Origin of the sequence: Candidatus Avedoeria danica (genome assembly GCA_016703025.1) — a bacterium.
Classification (GTDB): domain Bacteria; phylum Chloroflexota; class Anaerolineae; order Epilineales; family Epilineaceae; genus Avedoeria; species Avedoeria danica.
The window spans coordinates 412,359-432,491 of the sequence record JADJCV010000003.1 but is presented as its reverse complement, the minus strand read 5'-3'; the positions used below and the strand labels follow the sequence as shown (position 1 = coordinate 432,491).

Below are 20,133 nucleotides of genomic sequence, written 5' to 3'. Positions count from 1 at the left end.
GTCATGCCCTGCTCCCCAACACCGCGCGGCAGCCAAACGCAGACATAACTGATCAAACACCGCTGACCACCGCTTCAAGGTCGAACTGCCGTTAGAACACTCAGGATCCGTCGATCGAGGCCTCTGTCGGATCGCGCCGCCGTCGGCGAGCGGCGCGTCCGATGGCGATGGGCCGCGAGGCACCGCCACGCCGAGGGACCGCCAAGCCGGTTCGCCACCGGCTGCGGGCTGCGCGCCTGCTGGACGATGCCGGAGTTGCCGTCCGCGCCGTGCGCGATGGGGCGTCAGCGATGGTCCTCGCCCGAGACCACCGTCCCGGCGGCGTGGATCGTCCTGAGCCGAATCGCCAAAGATGAGCCTCGTTGCCGCCGCCGCAAAGAGACGATCCTACCCACGCTGGCGACGACACGGCGGTCGACAGACTACGGCAGGCCGACGAAGCGGGCCTGGCGCGGTTTGTAACGCCGAAGTGGCGATCCGAGCGAGGTGCCTGCCGGCGAACACGAGGTCATCGCGTACTGCCAGACGGTGGGCACGGCGCGTGTTCAGGGATGCTGACGATCGCCGGGAGCGCGGTCGCTGACATCGACCACGTACAGCCTCTTCGTCGGCGGTCACGGCCACGGTGTCCGGATCCAGAAGACGACATCGCGGGGGCCCCGCCCGATCGTGGTGCCGGAGCCCACCGCCGACGATCGGCCACGCGCCTTCGGGGCGCGGCATACACGATGAGTCCGTTTCTCTGATCCGCCACAAAGACGTTCGCGTCATCGGCGGCCAGGCCCCATGAAGGCGGGAATGGGGTGCGCAGCCGTCGCTGCGGTTGGGGGGGTCCGTCAGATCCCACGTGGCTAAGCCCTGCGCCGCCCGTCGTGATCAGGCCCTGTCGTCCAGCAGGAGCACGTCACGCACTTGGGCCCCATGCGCACGAGCGGGACGCGGCGCGCGCGGATCGGCCACGTCGAACAGGTCGAGCCCAGTCTGCACGTCCCCAACCGCCAGCCGGTCGTCCGCGAGATCCATAGACGTCCTGGGAGGCCGGAGGCAGCGGGCGCCGACGCCACCTTTATACGCATCGGGACGACGTCGATCACCGACAGGCGGTCGGGGCGAACCGACGAAGACGTTGCCGCCGGCCTGTGCCAGGCCAAAGGGCACCCCGCCACGTCCGCCACCTGGCTGATGGGCGGCGTATCCGCGGTCGAGACGTCGTACAGCGTCAGCCCGGCCAGCCAGTCGATCAACGTATTAAAGCTGTGTCCCGACGCCCGCATCCGCACGACGTCATTGAGCGTCGGCAGTTAGGCCGCAGGAGCGTCGGCGCGGCAGGTGTCGTGAAGTCGTATACGCCCACGCCCTGCGTGCCGTGGCCCACGTAGAGCGTGCTCCTGACGACGCGACCGTGCGAATGACCGTCCTGTTCTGGACCGTGCATGATGAGCTTGGGGCTCGCGCGGGTTCGCGACGTCGTAGATCCCAAGCGCTGGATTCCGCGGCCATGAGCGCCGTGGCGCCAGCCACCAAGCGGGTCTCCGCCTTGCTGTCCGGCGGAAGCTCCGCCTGTCCGAGGTAGCGCGGCTCGGCGGGCGTCGAGATGTCGATGATCCCGAGGCCCCCGGTGGCGTAGGCCGCATAGACCAGATCGTCCTGCACGGCCACGTAGGTCACGGCGCGGCGCGTGTGCTCGACCGCCAGCGGTGCAACGGGCACGTCGTCGCCGGTCACATCGTAGATCGCCACCCCTTCACCGAACTCGGCGGTGACCAGCCGTCCCTCGCGCAGGGACCATCTCCGCACCTCATGGGTCACCGGATGACTCCTGATCCCGGTCGGCGCAGTGGATCGGCGATGTTGAAGACGTGGATGCCCGGTTCTCCGGCGCTACGAAGAGGCGCGACCCATCGAGCAGGAGCGCGGCGCACCGCGGCGGAAGGATGGGGTGCGGCTGACCACCGTGTGGTGCTGGCGTCGGCGGCGACGTCGAGCACGTATGCCCGCTGGCCTGCGCCCAGCACCGCGCGCGTCGCTCCGTCCGATGCCACGGCGTAGCTGACGCCGGAGGGTCTGATCGACCAGCGTCAACACCCCGGCGCTGGGCGCCTGTCCTGCACCGGACCGGGGCGCGCCTGAACAGGCAAGCAGGGCCGCAAGCACGGCGGCCAGTACTGGCCGAAGGGCGGAACGACAGAGCATGGAGGCCTCCGATTGCAGGATCCACGCGGCCGCCAGGATGGCGAGCCGACAACGGCGACAGTTTAGCATCATGATTGCTTCGCATCATGAATGCCGGCGCGCCGGTCAGGAGGCGAACGCCTCACGGATCGGCGGGTCCGAACGAACCGGGCGAACAACGGAAAAAGCAACCGCCCCCGGGGAATCCCCGGGGGCGGTTGTGGGCCGTCTTGGATCAGGTCGGCGGACCTGACGCGATCGGGCGATCAGCCAGCTTGAGGTGATCTCGAAGTCCACGCTACCGATCGACTGCGGCGGGGTCGTGTCGTGCTGTTCTGCATCATGAGCGTGGTACGGCCTGGTGCATCCGATCTGGAACGTGGACGATGAGCCGGCGCTGAGGCCCTGGAAGTCAGGCTTGTTGTTCTCGACGAAGTTCTCGCACTGGAGTTCGGGCTGAACCCTGTCCGGGCCGATGAACAACGCGTAGGAGCAAGTCCTGACCCGCGATGCCGCAGCTCGCACTGCTGAACGGCGCCAGCGTGACCGTGTTGATCGTGACCGTCATCTCGCTGGTGCCCGGGCAGACCGTGGAAGTCGTGCGCCCCAGTTGCGGTCGTTCACGCCGGCGTTCGTGCAGTTGCCGCCGCCGATGTCACCGCGCGGGTAGGCCGAGAACGGCGCGCCGCCCGGGATCTCGATCGTGGCAGCACCAGTGCCCGTCGCCGCGCAGTCGCCAGGACCGACGCGGTTGTCCGGGAAGCCCGGGCAGAGGGGCACGGGGCCCATGAAGCAGTAATCGAAGAGCGGCTCGCCCTCTTCGTCGTACGTGAAGGCGAACGGGATGCCGCGGCTGCCCGGAGCCTCGTCGCCCGGAACATCCTCACCACCGTGGGTACCCTTGCGCTCGATCGAGACGGCACCGAGGCCGACGAGGTTGCGCAGGAAGAAGCCGCGGCCGTCGAAGACGTCGTGCTCCCAGAACCAGGCGCTGATGATGGCCGAGCCCTTGAAGCCGTCGTTGATGTAGCCCCACGTTTGGAGGTCGATGTACTCGACCTGCTTCTCGTTGAGCTTCTGGCAGATGTAGTCCAGCAGGCCGTTCTGGTCGTAGAAGTAGATCACGAGGTCGGTGAAGCCGGGCTTCGGGACGACGTTCGCGATCGCGATCTCCGTGGTCAGGCCGCTGTTCTCGAGGTCGCGGAGCACGGACGGGATGGCGATCAAGCCGATACCGCTGTGCAGGCCGCCGCCGGCCGAGCCGAGCTGCCAGTCATAGATCTTGTGCTCGGGCAGAAGGTTGTAGGCGATCGCCTCGGTCTTCTGCGTGCGGGCCACGTCGTTGTACTTGATGAGCGTCGCCACACCGACGATGTTCGGCGCGAGGACGTTCGACCACCCGGCGTGATCCACCCTGGCTCTCGGCGCGCATGCTGCCGACCCAGTTGCCCGGCAGGTCGAAGACGACCGGCAGGAAGAAGGTCTGGCTGCCGCGCGGGCAGACCCAGTCCACCAGCGTCGTGATGATGTCGCCCGAGCGGTCCAGGAAGTAGATCTTCACCTTGGCCGCGAACACCGCGCTCAGGTTCTGGGACCCGACACCCGTGTCCCAACCCTGGTACTCGCTGTAGATCAGCGGACCAAAGGCGACCTGGTTGCCGTCACGCGTCGTCGACTGGTTCGGATCGAACGTGTAGTTGATCTCGCCCGGCTCGCCGACGTAGGTCATCAGGACGTCGCCGCCGATGATGTCCACCGCGATGCCCATCACCTGGGTCGAGCGGATCCACGCGCTGCCCTGGAAGTCCGGGGCCGACGCAGTCGTTCGCGTCCAGCTGGTGGTCTCGCCCGGCGCCAGCGTCGCGATGTCGCAGATCGTCGCGCGCAGGCAGTCGTCGCGGGCTTTGAACCAGATCTCCAGCGACGAGCACATGAGGCCGCCGTTCTGGATGTAGATGATCGTGTTGGAAGCCGGCGGCGCTGGCGTACACGAGCGGCACGCAGTAGCTGTAGCGCCGCCGTAGACCTCGTCGTACGTGCCGAGGTGCGAGCCGGCCAGGCCGTTGTACTTGCTCGTCACGTCTGGCACCCGGCGTCGCGTCGCCCGGGCAGCTGCGGTGCACGTCAACGGCCAGGTAGCCGTCGCCGGACGCGCGGACCATGTCGATGCCGTCGAACACGAGGCCCTCGCTTGTAGGCCTTCTTTGAAGCGGCGGTAGTCGTCCGCGTCACCGACGACGTTGAAGAAGAGGACCTCGCAGACGTAGTCGCCCGTGATGTCGTCCTCGGGGATGACGTCGATGCCGTCCTCGGACAGCTGGCGGGCCGACAGCTTGAAGAGGATACCGCTCTTCGAGCCCGTCGGGACCTGCGCGCCGTAGAGGTTCCACGCTGCCGGGCTTCAGGAGGCCGGTGCACTCCACCTTCAGCGGGGCCGGCGGCCTGCGGCGGGCGGAAGCCCGGCTCGCCCCAGGTCACGAGGGGCCGCCTTGGCGTTCCGGCAACCCAGGTTCTGAACCTCGATCCAGCTCTCGCAGACGTCGTCCTGGCCCTGGAAGTTCAGGATCGGGAGGTGGACCTGCTTGCCGAGCTGATCGTTCGGCCAGACCGTGTCGGCGCACGGCAGGAGGACGGGCAGCTCGTCAAAGTACTGGAAGCGAGCGTCGCCGTCGTCACAGCCGCCGCTGTTGTTGTTGTCGTAGAAGACCGAGCGGTTCACGGACAGACCGGCGGGCAGGCCCTGCGGGAAGGCCACGCTGATCGTGACCGTGTCCGTCCCACCCGGCGGGATGCTCACATGGACCGAGGCGCCGGACTGCAGTTCGCAGTTCGGGCTGGGCAGCAGGGCCGGAGCCGAGCCGCCGCCGCCGCTGCCCGACGAGATCCCGACGATCACGGCCGGACCACCCGCGCCGACGACGTCGACGTAGAACTCATGGGCGGAGCCGAGGTTGTCGAGCGCGCCGTCGCCCAAGTTCGTGAGCGTGAGCGCGATCGTCGCGCGACCCGTCGCGCAGAGCTCGAGCGGATTCGTCAGCGTGTACGGGATCTCCTCGAAGAACGGGTACGGCGGGAACACGCACGTCGGAACTTCGACCCTCATGGTCCCGGTGGTCGGAGCCTGCTGGTTCAGCCAGGGGTTGACCTCGACCGTGTAGTCGCCTTGCACCGCGGTGGTGGTCGTCGCCTGCGACATGCTGCCGCAGAAGTCGTCGTTGTAGGCCACCATGTTCGGGCAGGTGAGGGGCGGCGTGAACGGGTTCGGCGCGCCGTTGGCCCGCTGGTAGATGCGGAGCTCGGAGTCGCCGGTGCCGCCACACACGCTGGCAATAATGGTGTGGGCCAGCGGTGGTCAGGCTGAAGTCGAACGACCGATAGGAAGAAACCCAGCCCTGGTTCTCAGTGCAGGCGAGTCCTCCAAATCCGTCGAAGTCTGCCGTCGGGCCCCCCGTGGTGTTGTAGGCGGCCGTGAAGATGTTGGTGCCGCACGGTTGCTGCGGTCCGATGATCTCTGCAGATGCCGTGCCTGCTTGGGTCACATAGAGGCTGACTACCAGCCCCAAGACCAAAGCGGGCAGGGTTAGGCGTCCAAGAACCGACTTGGTCATTCCCTTGCCTCCTCGAAGAAAGAGTAAGTCACGCATCTCGATAAGACCCCGGCATTCCAATCGAAACTCGGTACTGCCACACGGCAGGACGCCCGCCGGGGACTTCTCCTGCCCACTATGCAACGTGAGAAGGTCATGAGAGGATACGGCCTGCTCCGTACGGACATTCCGCGTTGGCGGCAAATGGTCGGCCGCGCAACGGTATCCTCAGTTCGAAATCCTGAGTTCGGCCCCAGGGACGACAGAGGGGAGCGCGATGGCTCAGCCACCAGCTCCCCTCCACGAACGCGATTCGAATGTCCGCAACGATGATCTCACCGACGGCGCAGGCCGTCCGGGCGAGACCTAGCGGGGACGGATCCGAGCGACACCGACCGGATTCACGCAGGACACGAAGTAGTCGATGCGGGCCTGGACGTCCTTGAGATCGATGGTGCCGTCCTGGTTCGTGTCGAACTGGGTGCAGTCACCCTCGGCCGCGGCTTCCCAGCAGCCGGAAGCCTGAGCGCGCCGGTAGAATGCCATGACGTCGCTCTTGCCGAACAGGCCGTCGCCGTTCTCGTCGAACCGCGACGTCTCACACAGGTATCCGACGACGGGCGCAGGACGAACCTGGGCCGACGCGGTCCCGGCCACCATCCCGAACGCGAACACAGCCGCGCCGATGACGATAAGTCGCTTCATGATTTGGGGAACTCCTGTTCAGGTTGCGAGCGCCGAGCACCCTCGGCCAACTCCGACTGTAAGAGAAAAGAACCCGCCCGGCGGCACCAACCGAGGCCCGCGGCTGGAACAGTATAACGCGCAAGTCACAGTCATGGATACGCCCAATTGCGCCAGGGCGAACGCATGCCGCGTAGAGCCCACTGTGCCAAGCTGCCGCTCCGCTGCGCTATGATGCCACGCTTGCCGCCCACCGAGCGTACGAAGGAGTCGACTCACCATGTTCGCCCGCTTGACCGATCAGCGGCGCCGCGCGGTGCCTTTGGCGCTGGTCATTGCGCTTGGCGCCTGCAAGGCGGGCCCGTCGCCCGTATCTACGACGGTCCGCCCGACGCCCGTCCCGACCCGTACCGCGATCCCGTCGCACACCGTTTCCGTCGCCGGCGTCCACATCGCCGTGCCGGACGCGCTGGGCGCCACGGTCGAGGCCATCGAGGTGCCGGCCGAGCTCGACATCGTGCAGCCGCTGGCCGGCGGTGTGCGGTTCACGCTGATAGACTACCCGATCCGTCGACTCCCCGCCGCGACGATCGAGGTGCGGCGCGGCCCCGTGGATCCCGTGGCCGGCGCACAGATCAAACGGCGATTCCTGGAAATGTTCAAATTCATCCTCGAAAGGGATCCGAAGGCCCCCTACGTGCCGATCTTCGCACGGCCAGGCGTGCGCGAGCAGTTCGTCGCGCAATTGACCTTCCGCGGTATCGGCCTTGGCTCGGGGAGGGGCGCCCGCGCGGTCACACAGCTCGGCCGTACGATCCGCCCGATCAACAATCAGGACCTCGTCTACGTATTCGAGGGTCTGATCCGCAACAACGCCGTCTGGGTGTCGATGATCGCCCCGGTGACGGTCAACGATGCAGCCATCGCTGCCGATGCCACGATGGCCGATCCGGCAGCGTTCGCGCAGGACTATACCGCCTACCTTGCCAAAACGGTCGAGCGGCTCAACGCCCTGCCGTCGGACGCCTTCACGCCCAACCTGGACCACCTGGATGCGGTGGCCAAGTCCGTCCGCCTCGACTGGCCGACGCCGTCACCGGACGAATTCGCGACGGCGGACGCGATCAGACCTTGAGACCGACCGACACGGACCGGGCCGAGCGCGGCGGCTACTTCGTCTTGCCGCCCTGTTTGATGAGCGCCGTCGCCGCCTCGAAGTACGGCTTCGCCAAGTCCTCGCGGCCGGCCGTTCGGTGAAGGTTGCCGATGAGCACCTTGATACTTTGCCAGTCGGGATGCTTGGCTTCCCAGCGCAGCGCATCGGCCAGAGCCTGGTCGGGCACACCTACCTCCATCTTCTGCATGATCCGCGTCTCGACCAAGCTGCGACTGACGGCCTCCTCGAGCACTGCCTTGCGCCAATTGTCGAAGTAGCCCAGCGACTCTCGAAGTTGCGCGGCCCGATCCGTCGCGCGGCGAGCGTCCTGTCCTCGATTCAGCTGGTTGTAGGCTTGCGCCAGCGCCGTGAACGTGTTGGCATCGTCGTCCCGAATGCGTGTCGCGGCCTCGAGAGACACGACTGCGCCGTCGGCGTCGCCCAGGGCGATCAGCGCCAGGCCGAGCGAGCGCCGTGCGCGCGCCGACTCCGCCGGCGGGTAAACGTTCACGGCCTGCATGAGCACGTCGCGCGCCTCGACATGGCGCCCGACACGCATGAGGGCATCGCCGAGCCGGAGCCGCGCCGGGCCGTACGTCGGCGCGAGCGCGATCGCATGCTTGTAGGCGGCGAGGATGTCATCGATCGGCGCGTCGGACATTTCGGTCGCTACGGCCAAATAGTAAGCCGTCTGGCCGTCGGTCGGCGCCATGGACAATGCGCGTTGATACGCAGTTACCGCGAGCGGCCAGATGCTGTGCGCATCGTAGATCATGCCGAGGTGGCGCCAGGCGACAGCCGAGCCGCGGTCGGCCTCGACGGCGGCGCGGGCCGCGGCGATGGCGTGCTGAACGTCGGGCTCCATTTCCAAGAGTGCCGCGGGCTCGGGCACCGGCACCGACACGAGCATGAGCTGCGCCTGCATCCGAGCGCCGGCAGACGAGCGGGCGAACCTGATGGCAAGGCCAACCACAAGTGCCAGGGCGATCAGCGCCCCGAACACGGCCAACTTCCAGCCGCCGATCTCGATCGTCGTCTCGGGCGAGGGCGGGGCGGCGACGTTCCGGGGGCGAGCTGACGTACGGTTGGGCGACTTGGCTTGGGTCATGGTTTGGCCGTGCCTTCACCACGGCGGACTTCGAGGGTGCAGTCGATGCACGCTGGCGCAAACGTCTCAGCCTCGCCGGAAGGCCATCGGACCTCGATCGACTCAACGGCGGCGACATCGCCGAGGCCGAAGTGGGCGATGGGCTCCTGGGCGCTGGCGTAGCCCACACTCGAGCGGACGGTACGCGCTTGCGCGCGCCGCCGGCGCGGACGGTAACACGGGCGCCGAGGGCGGCGCGGTGGAGGGCGGGGTCGGTGGCACGGACGGCCAGCCACTTGCCGGAGCGCGGCGCGCGGTTCTCGAGCAGCCGGGCCGGGCTGCCTAGGTTGAGGATCAGGAAATCCTGGTCGCCGTCGCCGTCGATATCGCCAGGCACGAGCCCACGCGAGGCCTCGATCAAGCCGCAGGCGCCGCACACAGCCGAATCGAGCACAGTGAACTGGCCCTTGCCGTCGTTCACATAGGCCAGCTTGGGCTCGGCCATCTCGTCGAGCGGTGGCGGTGGCACGGCGCCGGGCAGTACGGCCTGACCGCGCCGCACGCGGCCGTTGGCGACGAAGATGTCGAGATCGCCATCGAGCTCGAAGTCGGTCGCGGCGATCCCCCAGCCGGTCAGCATCCGGCTAGGGGTGCCAATACCGGCGGCGAAGCTGTCATCGATGAACCCTGCGCCGGCGCCGAGGCTGCGGTAGAAGGTCGTCTTCTCGTCGACGAGGTGCGTGATCACGAGGTCGATGTTGCCATCGACGTTCAGATCGTCCGCGACGACGCCCATGCCGGCTTCGGGCTCGCCCATCGCGCTAACGGCCGCGCCCCAGCGCGCGCTCACATCGACGAATGTGCCGTCGCCGTTGTTCCGCCACAGTGTGTTCGGGTCGCCATCGTTCGCCACGAAGATGTCGATCCAGCCGTCGGCGTCGAAGTCATCGGCGATGACGCCGAGGGACGAGCCGAGCACGCCGCTGATGCCGGCCCTTGCGCTGACGTCGGTGAACGTGCCGTTGCCGTTGTTGTGCAGCAGGATGTCCGGAAGGTCGCGGTAGCTCGAAGGACCACACCAGTCCTGGATGCCGGTCGCCGTCACACACCGCGGGCTGCGGTCAAATACCACGTACTGCGCGACGAACAGGTCGAGGAAGCCGTCGCGGTCGAAGTCAAGGAACACGGCGCCCGCCGACCAGGCATCGATATCGATGCCGGCAGCGGCGGTGGCGTTCTCAAACGTTCCGTCGCCGCCGTTCCGGTAGAGCTGGTCCGGTCCGAGGTTGCTGACGAAGATGTCCTGGTCGCCATCGTTGTCGTAGTCGCCGGTGGTGACGCCCATCGAGAAGAAGGTGTCGCCAAGGCCGGATGCAGCCGTGACGTCGACGTACCGGCCATCGGCCTCGCGCCGGAACAGGCGGTCGGTCGAGGTCGGATCGGCTTCGAATGCCGGAAGGCGGCGATTGCCGTTGACGAAGTAGACATCGAGATCGCCGTCGTCGTCATAGTCGAACATGCTGACGCCGGCGGCTGAGAGCTGCGGAAAGTGGTAGCCCGCCACGTCGCCGATCTCGTAGGTGAAGTCGAGGCCGACCGACGGGGCGATGTCGACGAGCCAAGGAGCCTGACCGCCGCAGCCTGCAACGAGAAAGGCCGCTCCGAGTGCGGGCAACATCGGCAGCACCACGCGCGCGGCGCATGAACGTCGTCTGCCCAACATGGCGCACCGACCTCCTGAAAACGCACTGAGCCTGGCCGGGCGCCAGCGGCGCCGCGCGGGTCTCGAATGGGTGCCCACTTCAACGTCGCGAGACGGTTGAGTGGGCGCGTCAAACTCCTGACGGCAGGAGGGCGCATGAGTATAATGCCGCCTGCGGCCCCGACCAACCCCATGTGACGGACTATCGGAGCGTCCCGTGCTGACCCGTTTCGTAGCTCCACGCCCGCTGCTGCTCGGCGTGACGCTGTTCGCGCTGCTTGCTGCCGGTTGTCAGGGAGAGCCGGTGGCGACCTCGGCGCCTGCCGGCGTCCCTCCGGCAGGCGCGCCGTCGACCTTCGGCCCCTCTGCCAACGCCACGCTCGTGGCCGTTCGCGACGCGCCCGACATCGCGCACCGCTGCACAACCGAGGCGCGGCAGGCCTTGCAGGACCTTGCCAAGCGCTACCCGCTCGAGCCGCTGGTGCGGCAGGCGGCGCGGTCGATCATGCCGGTGTGCCATGACCAGACATCGCTGGCCGAGCTCCTGACGGCGGTGCCTCGCGAAGCGCGGACGCGCGACGAACAACTAGAGCTCATCGGCCTCTACCTGCGTAGCCTGAGCCGCTTCGCCGACGCTGAGGCCGAGGTCAAGCCGCTGGTCGACGCCGATCCGAACAACACCGATACGCTCAGCATGTACGCATCGGCACTGTATTACCAGGGCCGCCTCAGCGAAGCGACCGCGCTCATCGACCGGCGCTGGACCGTCCTCGTCCACGAGGGCAACACCGACATCATGACGATGCGGGCCGACCAACTCATGAAGGACGGCCGCGTCGATCAGGCCGACGCCGTCCTCCGAGAGGTCCTGTTGTTGAACCCAACGCATATGTTCGCGATCAATACGCTCCGCCAGGTACGTGCCCTTCAGGGCGACGACGCTGGTGCCGCGCTGTTGGGAGCGACAGCCGAAGCCATCGACAGCCAGAACGGCATCCGCGAGCGGGCGATGGCCGAGGCCAACGAGCGCTTCCAGGATCTCGTAGCCGCCTTCGATTCGCAGGACTACGCCACGGCCGAACAGATCGCCAAGGAGCTGATCGAAAAGGCCGCCGATGACGGCATGCGGGCCGACCTGTACTGCTCGCTCGCGTCGATCTACCGGATGCAACGCCGCGCCGACGACGCGCTCAAGGCGCGCGACCAGGCCTCGCACTACGAGTCGCTGGCCGCCCAGACCGCCGTTCCGGCGCCAGGCAGACCGTGACGCCGCGCCACCACCGAATGGCGCTGCGCACGACGTTATGCGCGGTGGCGGCCGGCCTGCTCGGCGGCTGCAATAGGGGCGTGCTGACCCACGCGCCCGGTGCGGCTGAACAGCAGTCCGCCATGACAGCCGAGACGTCCACTGCGCCGGGTGTCGCGGGCATACCGGGTGCGACGGGATCGCCCGCCGCCGAAGGCGGGCTGCGGTTCGAGGATATCCTGGCTGCCAGCGGCATCCAGTTCCACCACGCGCCTCACTACTCGCCCAGCAAGCATATGCCGGGATCGCAGGGCGGCGGCGTCGTCGTCGCCAACTTCGACCGCAACGGAGCACCCGGTATCCTGGCAACGAACAGCGGCTCGATTGGCGCGGCCGAGCGACCGGCAGATGCGGCGAACGGCCTGTTCCTCAACGACGGCCGCGCCCATTTCACCGACGGTTCAGCAGCTTGGCAACTGCCGAGTGAGGGCTATGGCCTGGGCGCAACGGCCGGTGACATCAACAACGACGGCTGGACCGACGTCGTGCTGACCGGCTTCGGTGACGCGACACGGGTGCTGCTCAACACGGGCACCGCCTTTCAGGACGTGACGGCCGAGAGCGGCATCCCGGGCGACAACGGCTACACGACGAGCGCCGGAATGCTCGATGCCGACGGCGACGGCGACCTCGACCTCTTCCTGGTACGCTATGTGATCTACGACGCGGCCACCGCCAAGCCGTGCAAGACGGGTAACGTCCCGATCTATTGCACACCGCACCTCTTTGAGGGCATGTCCGATCAGCTCTGGCGCAACGACGGCACGGGTCACTTCACCGAGGTCTCGGCGGAAGTGGGCATCAAGGACGAGCGCGGCAAGGGCCTTGCCATTGCGGTCGCCGACATCGATGCCGACGGCGACGCCGACGTTTACGTGGCCAATGACCTCACTCCGAACCAGCTTTGGCTGAACGACGGCAAGGGCTTGTTCGAGGACATCGCGCCGACGGTCGGCGTCGCGCTCAGCCGTGATGGCCGCGCCCAGGCCGGCATGGGCGCGGACGTCAGCGACACCGACGGCGACGGCACGCTCGATATCGCGGTCAGCAACTTCACTCATGAGTCGACCTCGATCTATCGCCAAGGCACGGACATGCTGTTCGACGAACAAGCGGACGCGATCGGGGTTGGCCCATCGTCGCGCCTGCGTCTGAAGTGGGGCACCGTGTTCTTCGACGGCGACAACGACGGAGACGAAGACTTGATGGTGGTTGCCGGCAACATCTACGACAACGCGCCCGAGGTCGACCCATCCTGACGTTCGCCGAGCAGAACCTCCTGTACCAGAACGCCGGCAACGGGAGCTTCGTCGACGTCAGTGACACGGCCGGGCCGGCGCTGGCCGACGTTCAGGTCAGCCGCGGGCTCGCCGTAGCCGACTTCGACGGTGACGGGGGGCTCGACTTCGTGGTCGGTAACAACGGCGGGACACTGCAGATCGGTCGCAATGCGACGCCTGGGCGCGGCAACTGGGTCGGCCTCTGGCTCGAGGGGCACAACGGCCAACCGCAGCGCGGTCGGCGCGCGGGTTGCGGCCGTGGTAGGCGGCACGGTGCTGCGGCGGCAAGTGAAGGGTGCCGACAGCTTCGAGTCGCTCTCCGATCGACGGCTCGTGCTCGGACTTCAGCAAGGCTTCGCATCTCAGCGGCCTGACGATCAACTGGCCGGATGGTAAGGAGGAGGTCTTCGGACCGCTGGCGGCCGGCGTATGGTATCGGGTTGTGCAGGGCAGGCAGCCTGCATTGTTCATGCCGGGGGCCAGCGTCATCGCACCGTGAAAGGCTGGCGTCACGAATTCCGGCCTATCGCTCGGGCGAACACGGTGCTTGATCACTGCGGCGGCTGTCATCTCGGCCGCGTGCAGCCAGCGGCCGGCGCCAGTCGCGCCGGAGTCGCTTGCGCTGCGGCTCGTCGGCCGCGACCACCGCTGGTACTTCGAATACCCGGGCCGCGACGGCGTGCAGGATACGGCGGACGATCGGACGGCCACCGGCGATCTTCACATCCCGGCCGACATCGCGGTACGCTTCGAGTTGAAAAGCGACGACAAGCTCTACTTGTTCGGCGTGCCGGACCTCGATGCCCGGCAGATCGCGATGCCGAACCTCACCTATTGGCTGGACTTGGAGGCGCAGCCTGCGGGCCGATTCGATCTGTTGGGCGACACCTATTGCGGCGGCTCGTACCCTGAGATGCGGGGACAGCTCGTCATCGAACCGTGGCCGGAGTTCGTCGACTGGCTCGCAGAGCAGCCACGGCGGGCGATCGCGTCCACCCCGTGATCCCCACCCGCGCGTCGTCGACGCATCCAGCCGCACTTCCAACGCCTGCGCCGTCCGCGCAACCTCGTCGCCTCGCAACCCCGTCACATCTCGAAGCAATCGATCTCGCCTGACTCGATCTCGCCTCATTTCGACGGAGTGCCCCCGATGAAACGCAATCAGTCCTCGCTCGTGCCGTTGTCCTGGCCGATGACCTTGCCCGCAGCCGCCGTTCAGGCGGCGGTCCTCATCTTGGTGGCCAGCGCCTGCAACGGCGTGGCGACCGATCCGGGCGCGCCGGCGGCGGCCGCTTCACCCGCCGGCCCCTCCGCACCGGGCGGCCCGACCGGCGACGCGGCAAGCGGCGCGGACGTCAGCACGCTGCCGCGTGTCGACGTGCCGCAGGGCCTCGATCCATATTGGATCGACAGCCGGCGTCAGGAGCAGCTGGCCGCCAAGGCCAACTCGGGCGTGTTCCGCGACTTCCAGTTCGCGAACCGCCAGGTCGAGAGCGGAATCACGCACCTGGCGCGCGTCACGGACGACTCGGGCAAAACATTCATCGCCTCCCACTACGACCACGGTACGGGCATGGCCGTGGCCGACGTGGACGGGGACGGGCTCACCGACCTGTACTTCGTCCGCCAAGTCGGTCCGAACGAGCTCTGGCGCAACGTCGGCGGCGGCAAGTTCGAGGACATTACGGCCGCAGCAGGCGTGGCGGTGCCGGACAAGATCGGCTCGGCCGCTTCGTTCGCCGACCTGGACAACGACGGCGACGCCGACCTGTACGCCACGACGATCCAGCGCGGCAACGAGGTCTTCGAGAACGACGGCACGGGCCGCTTCACGAACGTGACGGACGCCTCGGGCCTCGGGTACTTCGGGTTCTCGGCCGGCGCCCTTTTCTTCGACTACGACCGCGACGGGCGGCTCGATCTCTTTCTGGCCAACACTGGCACGTTCACCACGGACCCACTGCGGACTTCGACGATCCAACTACCAGGCGTGGTGCTCGCGGCGGGCGAGCTCGAGTTCTACACCAGCGTCGAGGACGCCTTCGGCGGCCACCTCAAGGCCGAGCGCAACGACCGCAGCCTCTTGTTCCACAACGAGGGTGGGCTCACGTTCAAGGACGTGACGGCCCAGATGGGCATCGACGACCTCGGCTGGACCGGCGACGCGAGCGTGATCGATGGCAACGAAGATGGTTGGCCAGACCTGTACGCGCTGAACATGCAGGGCAACGACGGCTACTGAGCAGAACGGGGGGGGGAGCGGTTCACCGAGCAGCGCGCGGCGGTCTTCCCGATGACGCCGTGGGGCTCGATGGGCGTCAAGTCGTTCGATCTCGACAACGACGGCCACCTCGACCTCTTCGTCACAGACATGCACTCCGACATGAGTTCGTCGACCGACCCGCTGGCCGAGAAGCGGAAGTCCGTCATGGCCTGGCCCGAGGACTTCACGGCGACGAACGGCGCCAGCATCTGGGGCAACGCGTTCTATCGGAACCTCGGTGGCGGCGCGTTCGAGGAGATCTCTGACGCGATCGGCGCCGAAATGTTCTGGCCGTGGGGTCCGAGCGTGGGCGACCTCAACGCAGACGGCTTCGACGACGCGTTCATCACGGGGGGCATGGGTTACCCGTCCCGCTACGGCACGAACAGCCTGCTGATCAACGATGGCGGCAAGAAGTTGCTTGACAGCGAGTTCATTCTCGGCGTCGAGCCCCGCCTTAACGACGAGGTGGCCGGACCACAGTTTGAGCTCGACTGTTCGGGCGCCGACATCGGTCATCCGGACTGCCTGGGCCGTGAAGGTCGGATTATGGTCTGGGGAGCGCTTTCGTCCCGTTCATCGGCCATCTTCGACCTCGACGCCGACGGTGCCCTGGACATCGTCAGTTCGGAGATCAACAGCCCTCCGCTCGTCCTCATCAGCGACTTCGCCCAGGTACGGCCCGAGATGACCCATCTCGTCGTGCGCCTCAAGGGCACCCGGTCGAATCGCAATGGGCTCGGAAGCAAGGTCACCGTCGTGGTCGGCGAGCAGCGGATTGTGCAGGTCATGGACGGCAACACCGGCTACCTGGCGCATGGCCTCTTGCCGATGTACTTCGGCCTCAACGGCTCCAAGTCCGCCGACGCCATCGAGGTCATTTGGCCTTCCGGGCAGACACAGCGGCTTGCCGGCCCGCACAGCGCCGGTGCGACGATCGACGTCGAGGAACCGCCGGCGGAAACGGGTAACTGACAACCCTCGGCGGGTTCAAGGGGTCCATGCAGCGACGCGCACGGCGGCCCTCCGGCAGCCCGAGCCGTAATCCCGAATCGGGTCTGTCGTTCTACCAAGGTTCCGATCGTGGATCGGTGATTGGTCCCAACGTCCGTTCGCTGCGCATACAGCCAGCCAACTCAACAAGGCGCTCTTGTACCAACTCTGCGTGATCGCACCGGGTGACTTGCCTCGGCGGAGGTTGGCATCAACGGCTTCAGTCGTTGATTTCGTCGTTGCGCTCTCGAGAGCCTGACGACACGGCGGCTTCACGCCGGATTGGCATTGCTCGGCCGCTGGCAATCTCATCCATCGCTGCGTGCCTCTGATAATCGTGACTTCTCTTCGGAGCCGGCACGCTACCACGCCGGCACGCTACCACCGCCCCGCTACGATCGTTGCGATGACCTGTTGAAACCGCCACAAAAAAACAGCCGCCCCCGGGGAATCCCCGGGGGCGGCTGTGGGCTGTCTTGGATCAGGTCGGGCGAACCCGACGCGATCGGGCGATCAGCTAGTTGAGGTCGATCTCGAAGTCCGCGCTACCGATCGACTGCGGCGGGGTCGTGTCGCAGTTGTTCTGCATCATGAGCGTGTACGCCCCTGGTGCATTCGGGATCTGGAACGTGTACGACGAGCCAGCGCCGAGGCCCTGGAAGTCCGGCTTGTTGTTCTCGATGAAGTTCTCGCACTCGGCGTTCGGGTTGAACCCGTCCGGTCCGATGAACAACGCGAGGAGCAAGTCCTGACCCGCAAGGCCGCAGCTCGCACCGTTGAACGGCGCCAGCGTGACCGTGTTGATGGTGACCGTCATCTCGCTGGTGCCCGGGCAGACCGTGAAGTCGTGCGTGCCCCAGTTGCGGTCATTCACACCGGCGTTCGTGCAGTTGCCGCCGCCGACATCGCCGCGCGGGTAGGCCGAGAACGGCGCGCCGCCCGGGATCTCGATCGTCGCCGCACCGATGCCCGTCGCCGCGCAGTCGCCAGGACCGACGCGGTTGTCCGGGAAGCCGGGGCAGAGGGGCACGGGGCCCATGAAGCAGTACTCAAAGAGCGGCTCGCCCTCTTCGTCGTACGTGAAGGTGAACGGGATGCCACGGCTACCCGCAGCCTCGTCGCCCGGAACATCCTCACCACCGTGGGTACCCTTGCGCTCGATCGACACGGCACCGAGGCCGACGAGGTTGCGCAGGAAGAAGCCACGGGCGTCGAAGACGTCGTGCTCCCAGAACCAGGCGCTGATGATCGCCGAGCCCTTGGAAGCCGTCGTTGATGTAGCCCCACGTCTGGAGGTCGATGTACTCGACCTGCTTCTCGTTGAGCTTCTGGCAGATGTAGTCCAGCAGGCCGTTCTGGTCGTAGAAGTAGATCACGAGGTCGGTGAAGCCGGGCTTCGGAACGACGTTCGCGATCGCGATCTCGGTCGTCAGGCCACTGTTCTCGAGGTCGCGCAGGACGGACGGGATGGCGATCAAGCCGATACCGCTGTCCAAGCCGCCACCACCGTTGCCGAGCTGCCAGTCATAGATCTTGTGCTCGGGCAGAAGGTTGTAGGCAATCGCCTCGGTCTTCTGCGTGCGGGCCACGTCGTTGTACTTGATGAGCGTCGCCACACCGACGATGTTCGGCGCGAGGACGTTCGGACCACCCGGCGTGATCCACTCCTGGCTCTCGGCGCGCATGCTGCCGACCCAGTTGCCCGGCAGGTCGAAGACGACCGGCAGGAAGAACGTCTGGCTGCCGCGCGGGCAGACCCAGTCCACCAGCGTCGTGATGATGTCGCCCGAGCGGTCCAGGAAGTAGATCTTCACCTTGGCGGCGAACACGGCGCTCAGGTTCTGGACCTGGACACCCGTGTCCCAACCCTGGTACTCGCTGTAGATCAGCGGACCGAAGGCGACCTGGTTGCCGTCCTTGGTGGTCGACTGGTTCGGATCGAACGTGTAGTTGATCTCACCCGGCTCGCCGACGTAGGTCATCAGGACGTCGCCGCCGATGATGTCCACCGCGATGCCCATCACCTGGGTCGAGCGGATCCACGCGCTGCCCTGGAAGTCCGGGCCCACGCAGTCGTTCGCGTCCAGCTGGTAGGTCTCGCCCGGCGCCAGCGTCGCGATGTCGCAGATCGTCGCGCGCAGGCAGTCGTCGCGGGCCTTGAACCAGATCTCCAGCGACGAGCACATGAGGCCGCCGTTCTGGATGTAGATGATCGTGTTGAAACCAGCCGCGCTGGCGTACACGAGCGGCACGTAGTAGCTGTAGCCGCCGTAGACCTCATCGTACGTGCCGAGGTGCGTACCGGCCAGGCCGTTGTACTTGCTCGTCACGTCCACGCCCGGGGTCGCGTCGCCGGGGCAGCTGCGGTGCACGTCGACCGCGAGCAGGCCGTCGCCGGAAGCGCGGACCATGTCGATGCCGTCGAACACGAGGCCCTCGTTGTAGGCCTTCTTGAAGCGGCGGTAGTCGTCCGCGTCACCGACGACGTTGAAGAAGAGGACTTCGCAGACGTAGTCGCCCGTGATGTCGTCCTCGGGGATGACGTCGATGCCGTCCTCGCTCAGCTGGCGGGCCGACAGCTTGAAGAGGATACCGCTCTTCGAGCCGGTCGGGACCTGCGCGCCGTAGAGGTTCCACGTGCTGCCGGGCTTGAGGAGGCCGGTGCACTCCACCTTCAGCGGGCCGGCGGCCTGCGGCGGGCAGAAGCCCGGCTCGCCCCAGGTCACCAGGGCCGCCTTGGCGTTCCGGCAACCCAGGTTCTGAACCTCGATCCAGCTCTCGCAGACGTCGTCCTGGCCCTGGAAGTTCAGGATCGGGAGGTGGACCTGCTTGCCGAGCTGATCGTTCGGCCAGACCGTGGGAGCGCACGGGAAGAACAGCGGGATTTCGTCGACGAACTCGAAGAGCTCGCCGGCGTCCACGGCGCCGTTGCCGTCGAGGTCAGCCCAAACGGCGCGGCTGACGAAGATGCCGCCGACCGAACCGATGCCGTTCGGGAAGGCGAGTTGCAGCGTGATCGTGTCCGAAGCCCCGGCCGGAAGGTCGAGGTCGGCCGTGGCAGTGCCGCCGAGCGGCGCCGCACCCGGCGCCTGGCCCGCGCCACCGGTGCCGGACGAGATGCTCGTGATGACGACTGCGCCGCCGCGAACGCTCGTCAGGGTGACCGTGAACTCGGGGCCGGCCAAGTTCGGCAGGTCGCCGAGGCCGGTGTTCGTGACGTTGATCGCCAGGTTCGCGCGACCTGCCGTGCACGGCAGGTTGAGCGGATCCGCGAACGCCACCGGCAGCTCGTCGAAGCTCGGCGAGACGCACTGCGGCGTGCGGATGTCCATGACGCCACTGATGGCGGCCGTCGAGGACCAGTTCGAGACCACGATCGTGTAGCTGCCCTCTGCGAGGCCTGCCACGTCGAGGCTCGACTGCAGCCCGCAGAAGTCATCGTTGCACGCGACCTGGTTGGTGCCCGGGCTCAGCGGGTTGAACGCGTTCGGCGCGCCGCCCGGAGCCTGGTAGACCTGCAACACCGTGTCGCCACCGTCACCGCACGTGTCCACGTGCAGGGTGTGCGGCCCGGGGCCGATCAGCACAAACTGATGGGCTTCGTACGACACGGTAGCGCTGATCGCGCAAACGTTCCGGTTGAACGTCTGGCCAGCCGTGTTGTAGGGAATCCCGACGGTGGTAGGACCGCACGGGTTCTGCGCCGACGCCGTCCGGGCCGTCCACACTCCGAGTCCTGCAACGAGGACCGCAGTGAGGAGGGCCAGGAGCGGCACCCGCAATAACGACTTGGTCATGAATGGAACCTCCTGGTTATCGAAAGCCGATTTGGGCTCAGCGCGGTATCCGGAATGCCTTCGCATCATCGTCCGTGACCGCCTTTGCAGTTCAGCCCGCCTCAAA

General features: G+C 66.8%; 16 protein-coding genes and 1 pseudogene. 8 read left to right on the top strand and 9 right to left on the bottom strand.

All coding sequences use genetic code 11. The features are described from left to right. Window positions 1-912 precede the first annotated feature (912 nt). Window positions 913-1,305, top strand: coding sequence for a hypothetical protein (locus IPG72_03530; GenBank protein MBK6768100.1), 393 nt, complete (start codon window positions 913-915; stop codon window positions 1,303-1,305). Here IPG72_03530 and IPG72_03525 read toward each other — a convergent pair. The 4 genes from IPG72_03525 to IPG72_03510 form a co-directional block, all read right to left on the bottom strand. Continuing rightward, window positions 1,285-1,809 (bottom strand): hypothetical protein, encoded by a 525-nt coding sequence (locus tag IPG72_03525; protein MBK6768099.1) that lies wholly within the window; start codon window positions 1,807-1,809, stop codon window positions 1,285-1,287. The two genes, IPG72_03530 and IPG72_03525, sit on opposite strands and share 21 nt — an antisense overlap. 927 nt (window positions 1,810-2,736) lie before the next feature. Beyond that, a complete protein-coding gene (locus IPG72_03520; protein MBK6768098.1) occupies window positions 2,737-3,585 on the bottom strand; it encodes a hypothetical protein in 849 nt (282 codons plus the stop codon). A gap of 1,012 nt (window positions 3,586-4,597) precedes the next feature. Continuing rightward, window positions 4,598-5,494: a hypothetical protein gene (locus IPG72_03515; protein ID MBK6768097.1), complete on the bottom strand. Its 897-nt coding sequence runs from the start codon at window positions 5,492-5,494 to the stop codon at window positions 4,598-4,600. 631 nt (window positions 5,495-6,125) lie between these two features. Further along, window positions 6,126-6,464, bottom strand: a complete 339-nt coding sequence (locus tag IPG72_03510; protein MBK6768096.1) for a hypothetical protein — start codon at window positions 6,462-6,464, stop codon at window positions 6,126-6,128. A gap of 259 nt (window positions 6,465-6,723) precedes the next feature. Between IPG72_03510 and IPG72_03505 the strand changes: the two genes are divergently transcribed. Then, a complete protein-coding gene (locus IPG72_03505; GenBank protein ID MBK6768095.1) occupies window positions 6,724-7,578 on the top strand; it encodes a hypothetical protein in 855 nt (284 codons plus the stop codon). A 34-nt stretch (window positions 7,579-7,612) separates the two neighbouring features. On the opposite strand, the gene IPG72_03500 is transcribed toward IPG72_03505, so the two are convergent. The 3 genes and pseudogenes from IPG72_03500 to IPG72_03490 all read right to left on the bottom strand — a co-directional run bounded on the left by IPG72_03500 (window position 7,613) and on the right by IPG72_03490 (window position 10,409). Beyond that, window positions 7,613-8,707, bottom strand: coding sequence for a tetratricopeptide repeat protein (locus IPG72_03500; protein MBK6768094.1), 1,095 nt, complete (start codon window positions 8,705-8,707; stop codon window positions 7,613-7,615). After that, window positions 8,704-8,874 (bottom strand): ASPIC/UnbV domain-containing protein, encoded by a 171-nt coding sequence (locus tag IPG72_03495; protein MBK6768093.1) that lies wholly within the window; start codon window positions 8,872-8,874, stop codon window positions 8,704-8,706. Before IPG72_03495 ends, IPG72_03500 begins: the two co-directional genes overlap by 4 nt. Before the next feature lie 953 nt (window positions 8,875-9,827). After that, a pseudogene (locus IPG72_03490) lies at window positions 9,828-10,409 on the bottom strand (VCBS repeat-containing protein). A 196-nt stretch (window positions 10,410-10,605) separates the two neighbouring features. On the opposite strand from IPG72_03490, the gene IPG72_03485 reads away from it, so the two are divergent. The 6 genes from IPG72_03485 (at window position 10,606) to IPG72_03460 (ending at window position 16,212) form a co-directional block, all read left to right on the top strand. Then, the gene (locus IPG72_03485) at window positions 10,606-11,655 is read left to right on the top strand and encodes a hypothetical protein (GenBank protein MBK6768092.1); all 1,050 of its coding nucleotides are present in this window, start codon (window positions 10,606-10,608) and stop codon (window positions 11,653-11,655) included. Further along, on the top strand, window positions 11,652-12,953 hold the full coding sequence (locus tag IPG72_03480) for a VCBS repeat-containing protein (protein ID MBK6768091.1): 1,302 nt from the start codon (window positions 11,652-11,654) through the stop codon (window positions 12,951-12,953). Before IPG72_03485 ends, IPG72_03480 begins: the two co-directional genes overlap by 4 nt. Further along, window positions 12,851-13,348, top strand: a complete 498-nt coding sequence (locus IPG72_03475; GenBank protein ID MBK6768090.1) for a VCBS repeat-containing protein — start codon at window positions 12,851-12,853, stop codon at window positions 13,346-13,348. Before IPG72_03480 ends, IPG72_03475 begins: the two co-directional genes overlap by 103 nt. Window positions 13,349-13,521: 173 nt before the next feature. Next, window positions 13,522-13,977 (top strand): hypothetical protein, encoded by a 456-nt coding sequence (locus tag IPG72_03470; GenBank protein ID MBK6768089.1) that lies wholly within the window; start codon window positions 13,522-13,524, stop codon window positions 13,975-13,977. A 147-nt stretch (window positions 13,978-14,124) separates the two neighbouring features. After that, window positions 14,125-15,216, top strand: coding sequence for a VCBS repeat-containing protein (locus IPG72_03465; protein ID MBK6768088.1), 1,092 nt, complete (start codon window positions 14,125-14,127; stop codon window positions 15,214-15,216). Between the two features lie 186 nt (window positions 15,217-15,402). Continuing rightward, window positions 15,403-16,212, top strand: a complete 810-nt coding sequence (locus IPG72_03460) for a CRTAC1 family protein (protein MBK6768087.1) — start codon at window positions 15,403-15,405, stop codon at window positions 16,210-16,212. A gap of 535 nt (window positions 16,213-16,747) precedes the next feature. Here the strand turns inward: IPG72_03460 and IPG72_03455 are convergent. Beyond that, on the bottom strand, window positions 16,748-17,269 hold the full coding sequence (locus tag IPG72_03455) for a hypothetical protein (GenBank protein MBK6768086.1): 522 nt from the start codon (window positions 17,267-17,269) through the stop codon (window positions 16,748-16,750). Between the two features lie 94 nt (window positions 17,270-17,363). Beyond that, a complete protein-coding gene (locus tag IPG72_03450) occupies window positions 17,364-20,027 on the bottom strand; it encodes a hypothetical protein (protein MBK6768085.1) in 2,664 nt (887 codons plus the stop codon). Window positions 20,028-20,133 lie beyond the last annotated feature (106 nt).

Bases quoted from the DNA above. Each gene is read 5' to 3' on its own strand.
- IPG72_03450 (MBK6768085.1), bottom strand. From the start codon at position 20,027: ATGACCAAGTCGTTATTGCGGGTGCCGCTCCTGGCCCTCCTCACTGCG.
- IPG72_03505 (MBK6768095.1), top strand. From the start codon at position 6,724: ATGTTCGCCCGCTTGACCGATCAGCGGCGCCGCGCGGTGCCTTTGGCG.
- IPG72_03500 (MBK6768094.1), bottom strand. From the start codon at position 8,707: ATGACCCAAGCCAAGTCGCCCAACCGTACGTCAGCTCGCCCCCGGAAC.
- IPG72_03465 (MBK6768088.1), top strand. From the start codon at position 14,125: ATGAAACGCAATCAGTCCTCGCTCGTGCCGTTGTCCTGGCCGATGACC.
- IPG72_03510 (MBK6768096.1), bottom strand. From the start codon at position 6,464: ATGAAGCGACTTATCGTCATCGGCGCGGCTGTGTTCGCGTTCGGGATG.
- IPG72_03460 (MBK6768087.1), top strand. From the start codon at position 15,403: ATGGCCTGGCCCGAGGACTTCACGGCGACGAACGGCGCCAGCATCTGG.
- IPG72_03455 (MBK6768086.1), bottom strand. From the start codon at position 17,269: ATGGGCCCCGTGCCCCTCTGCCCCGGCTTCCCGGACAACCGCGTCGGT.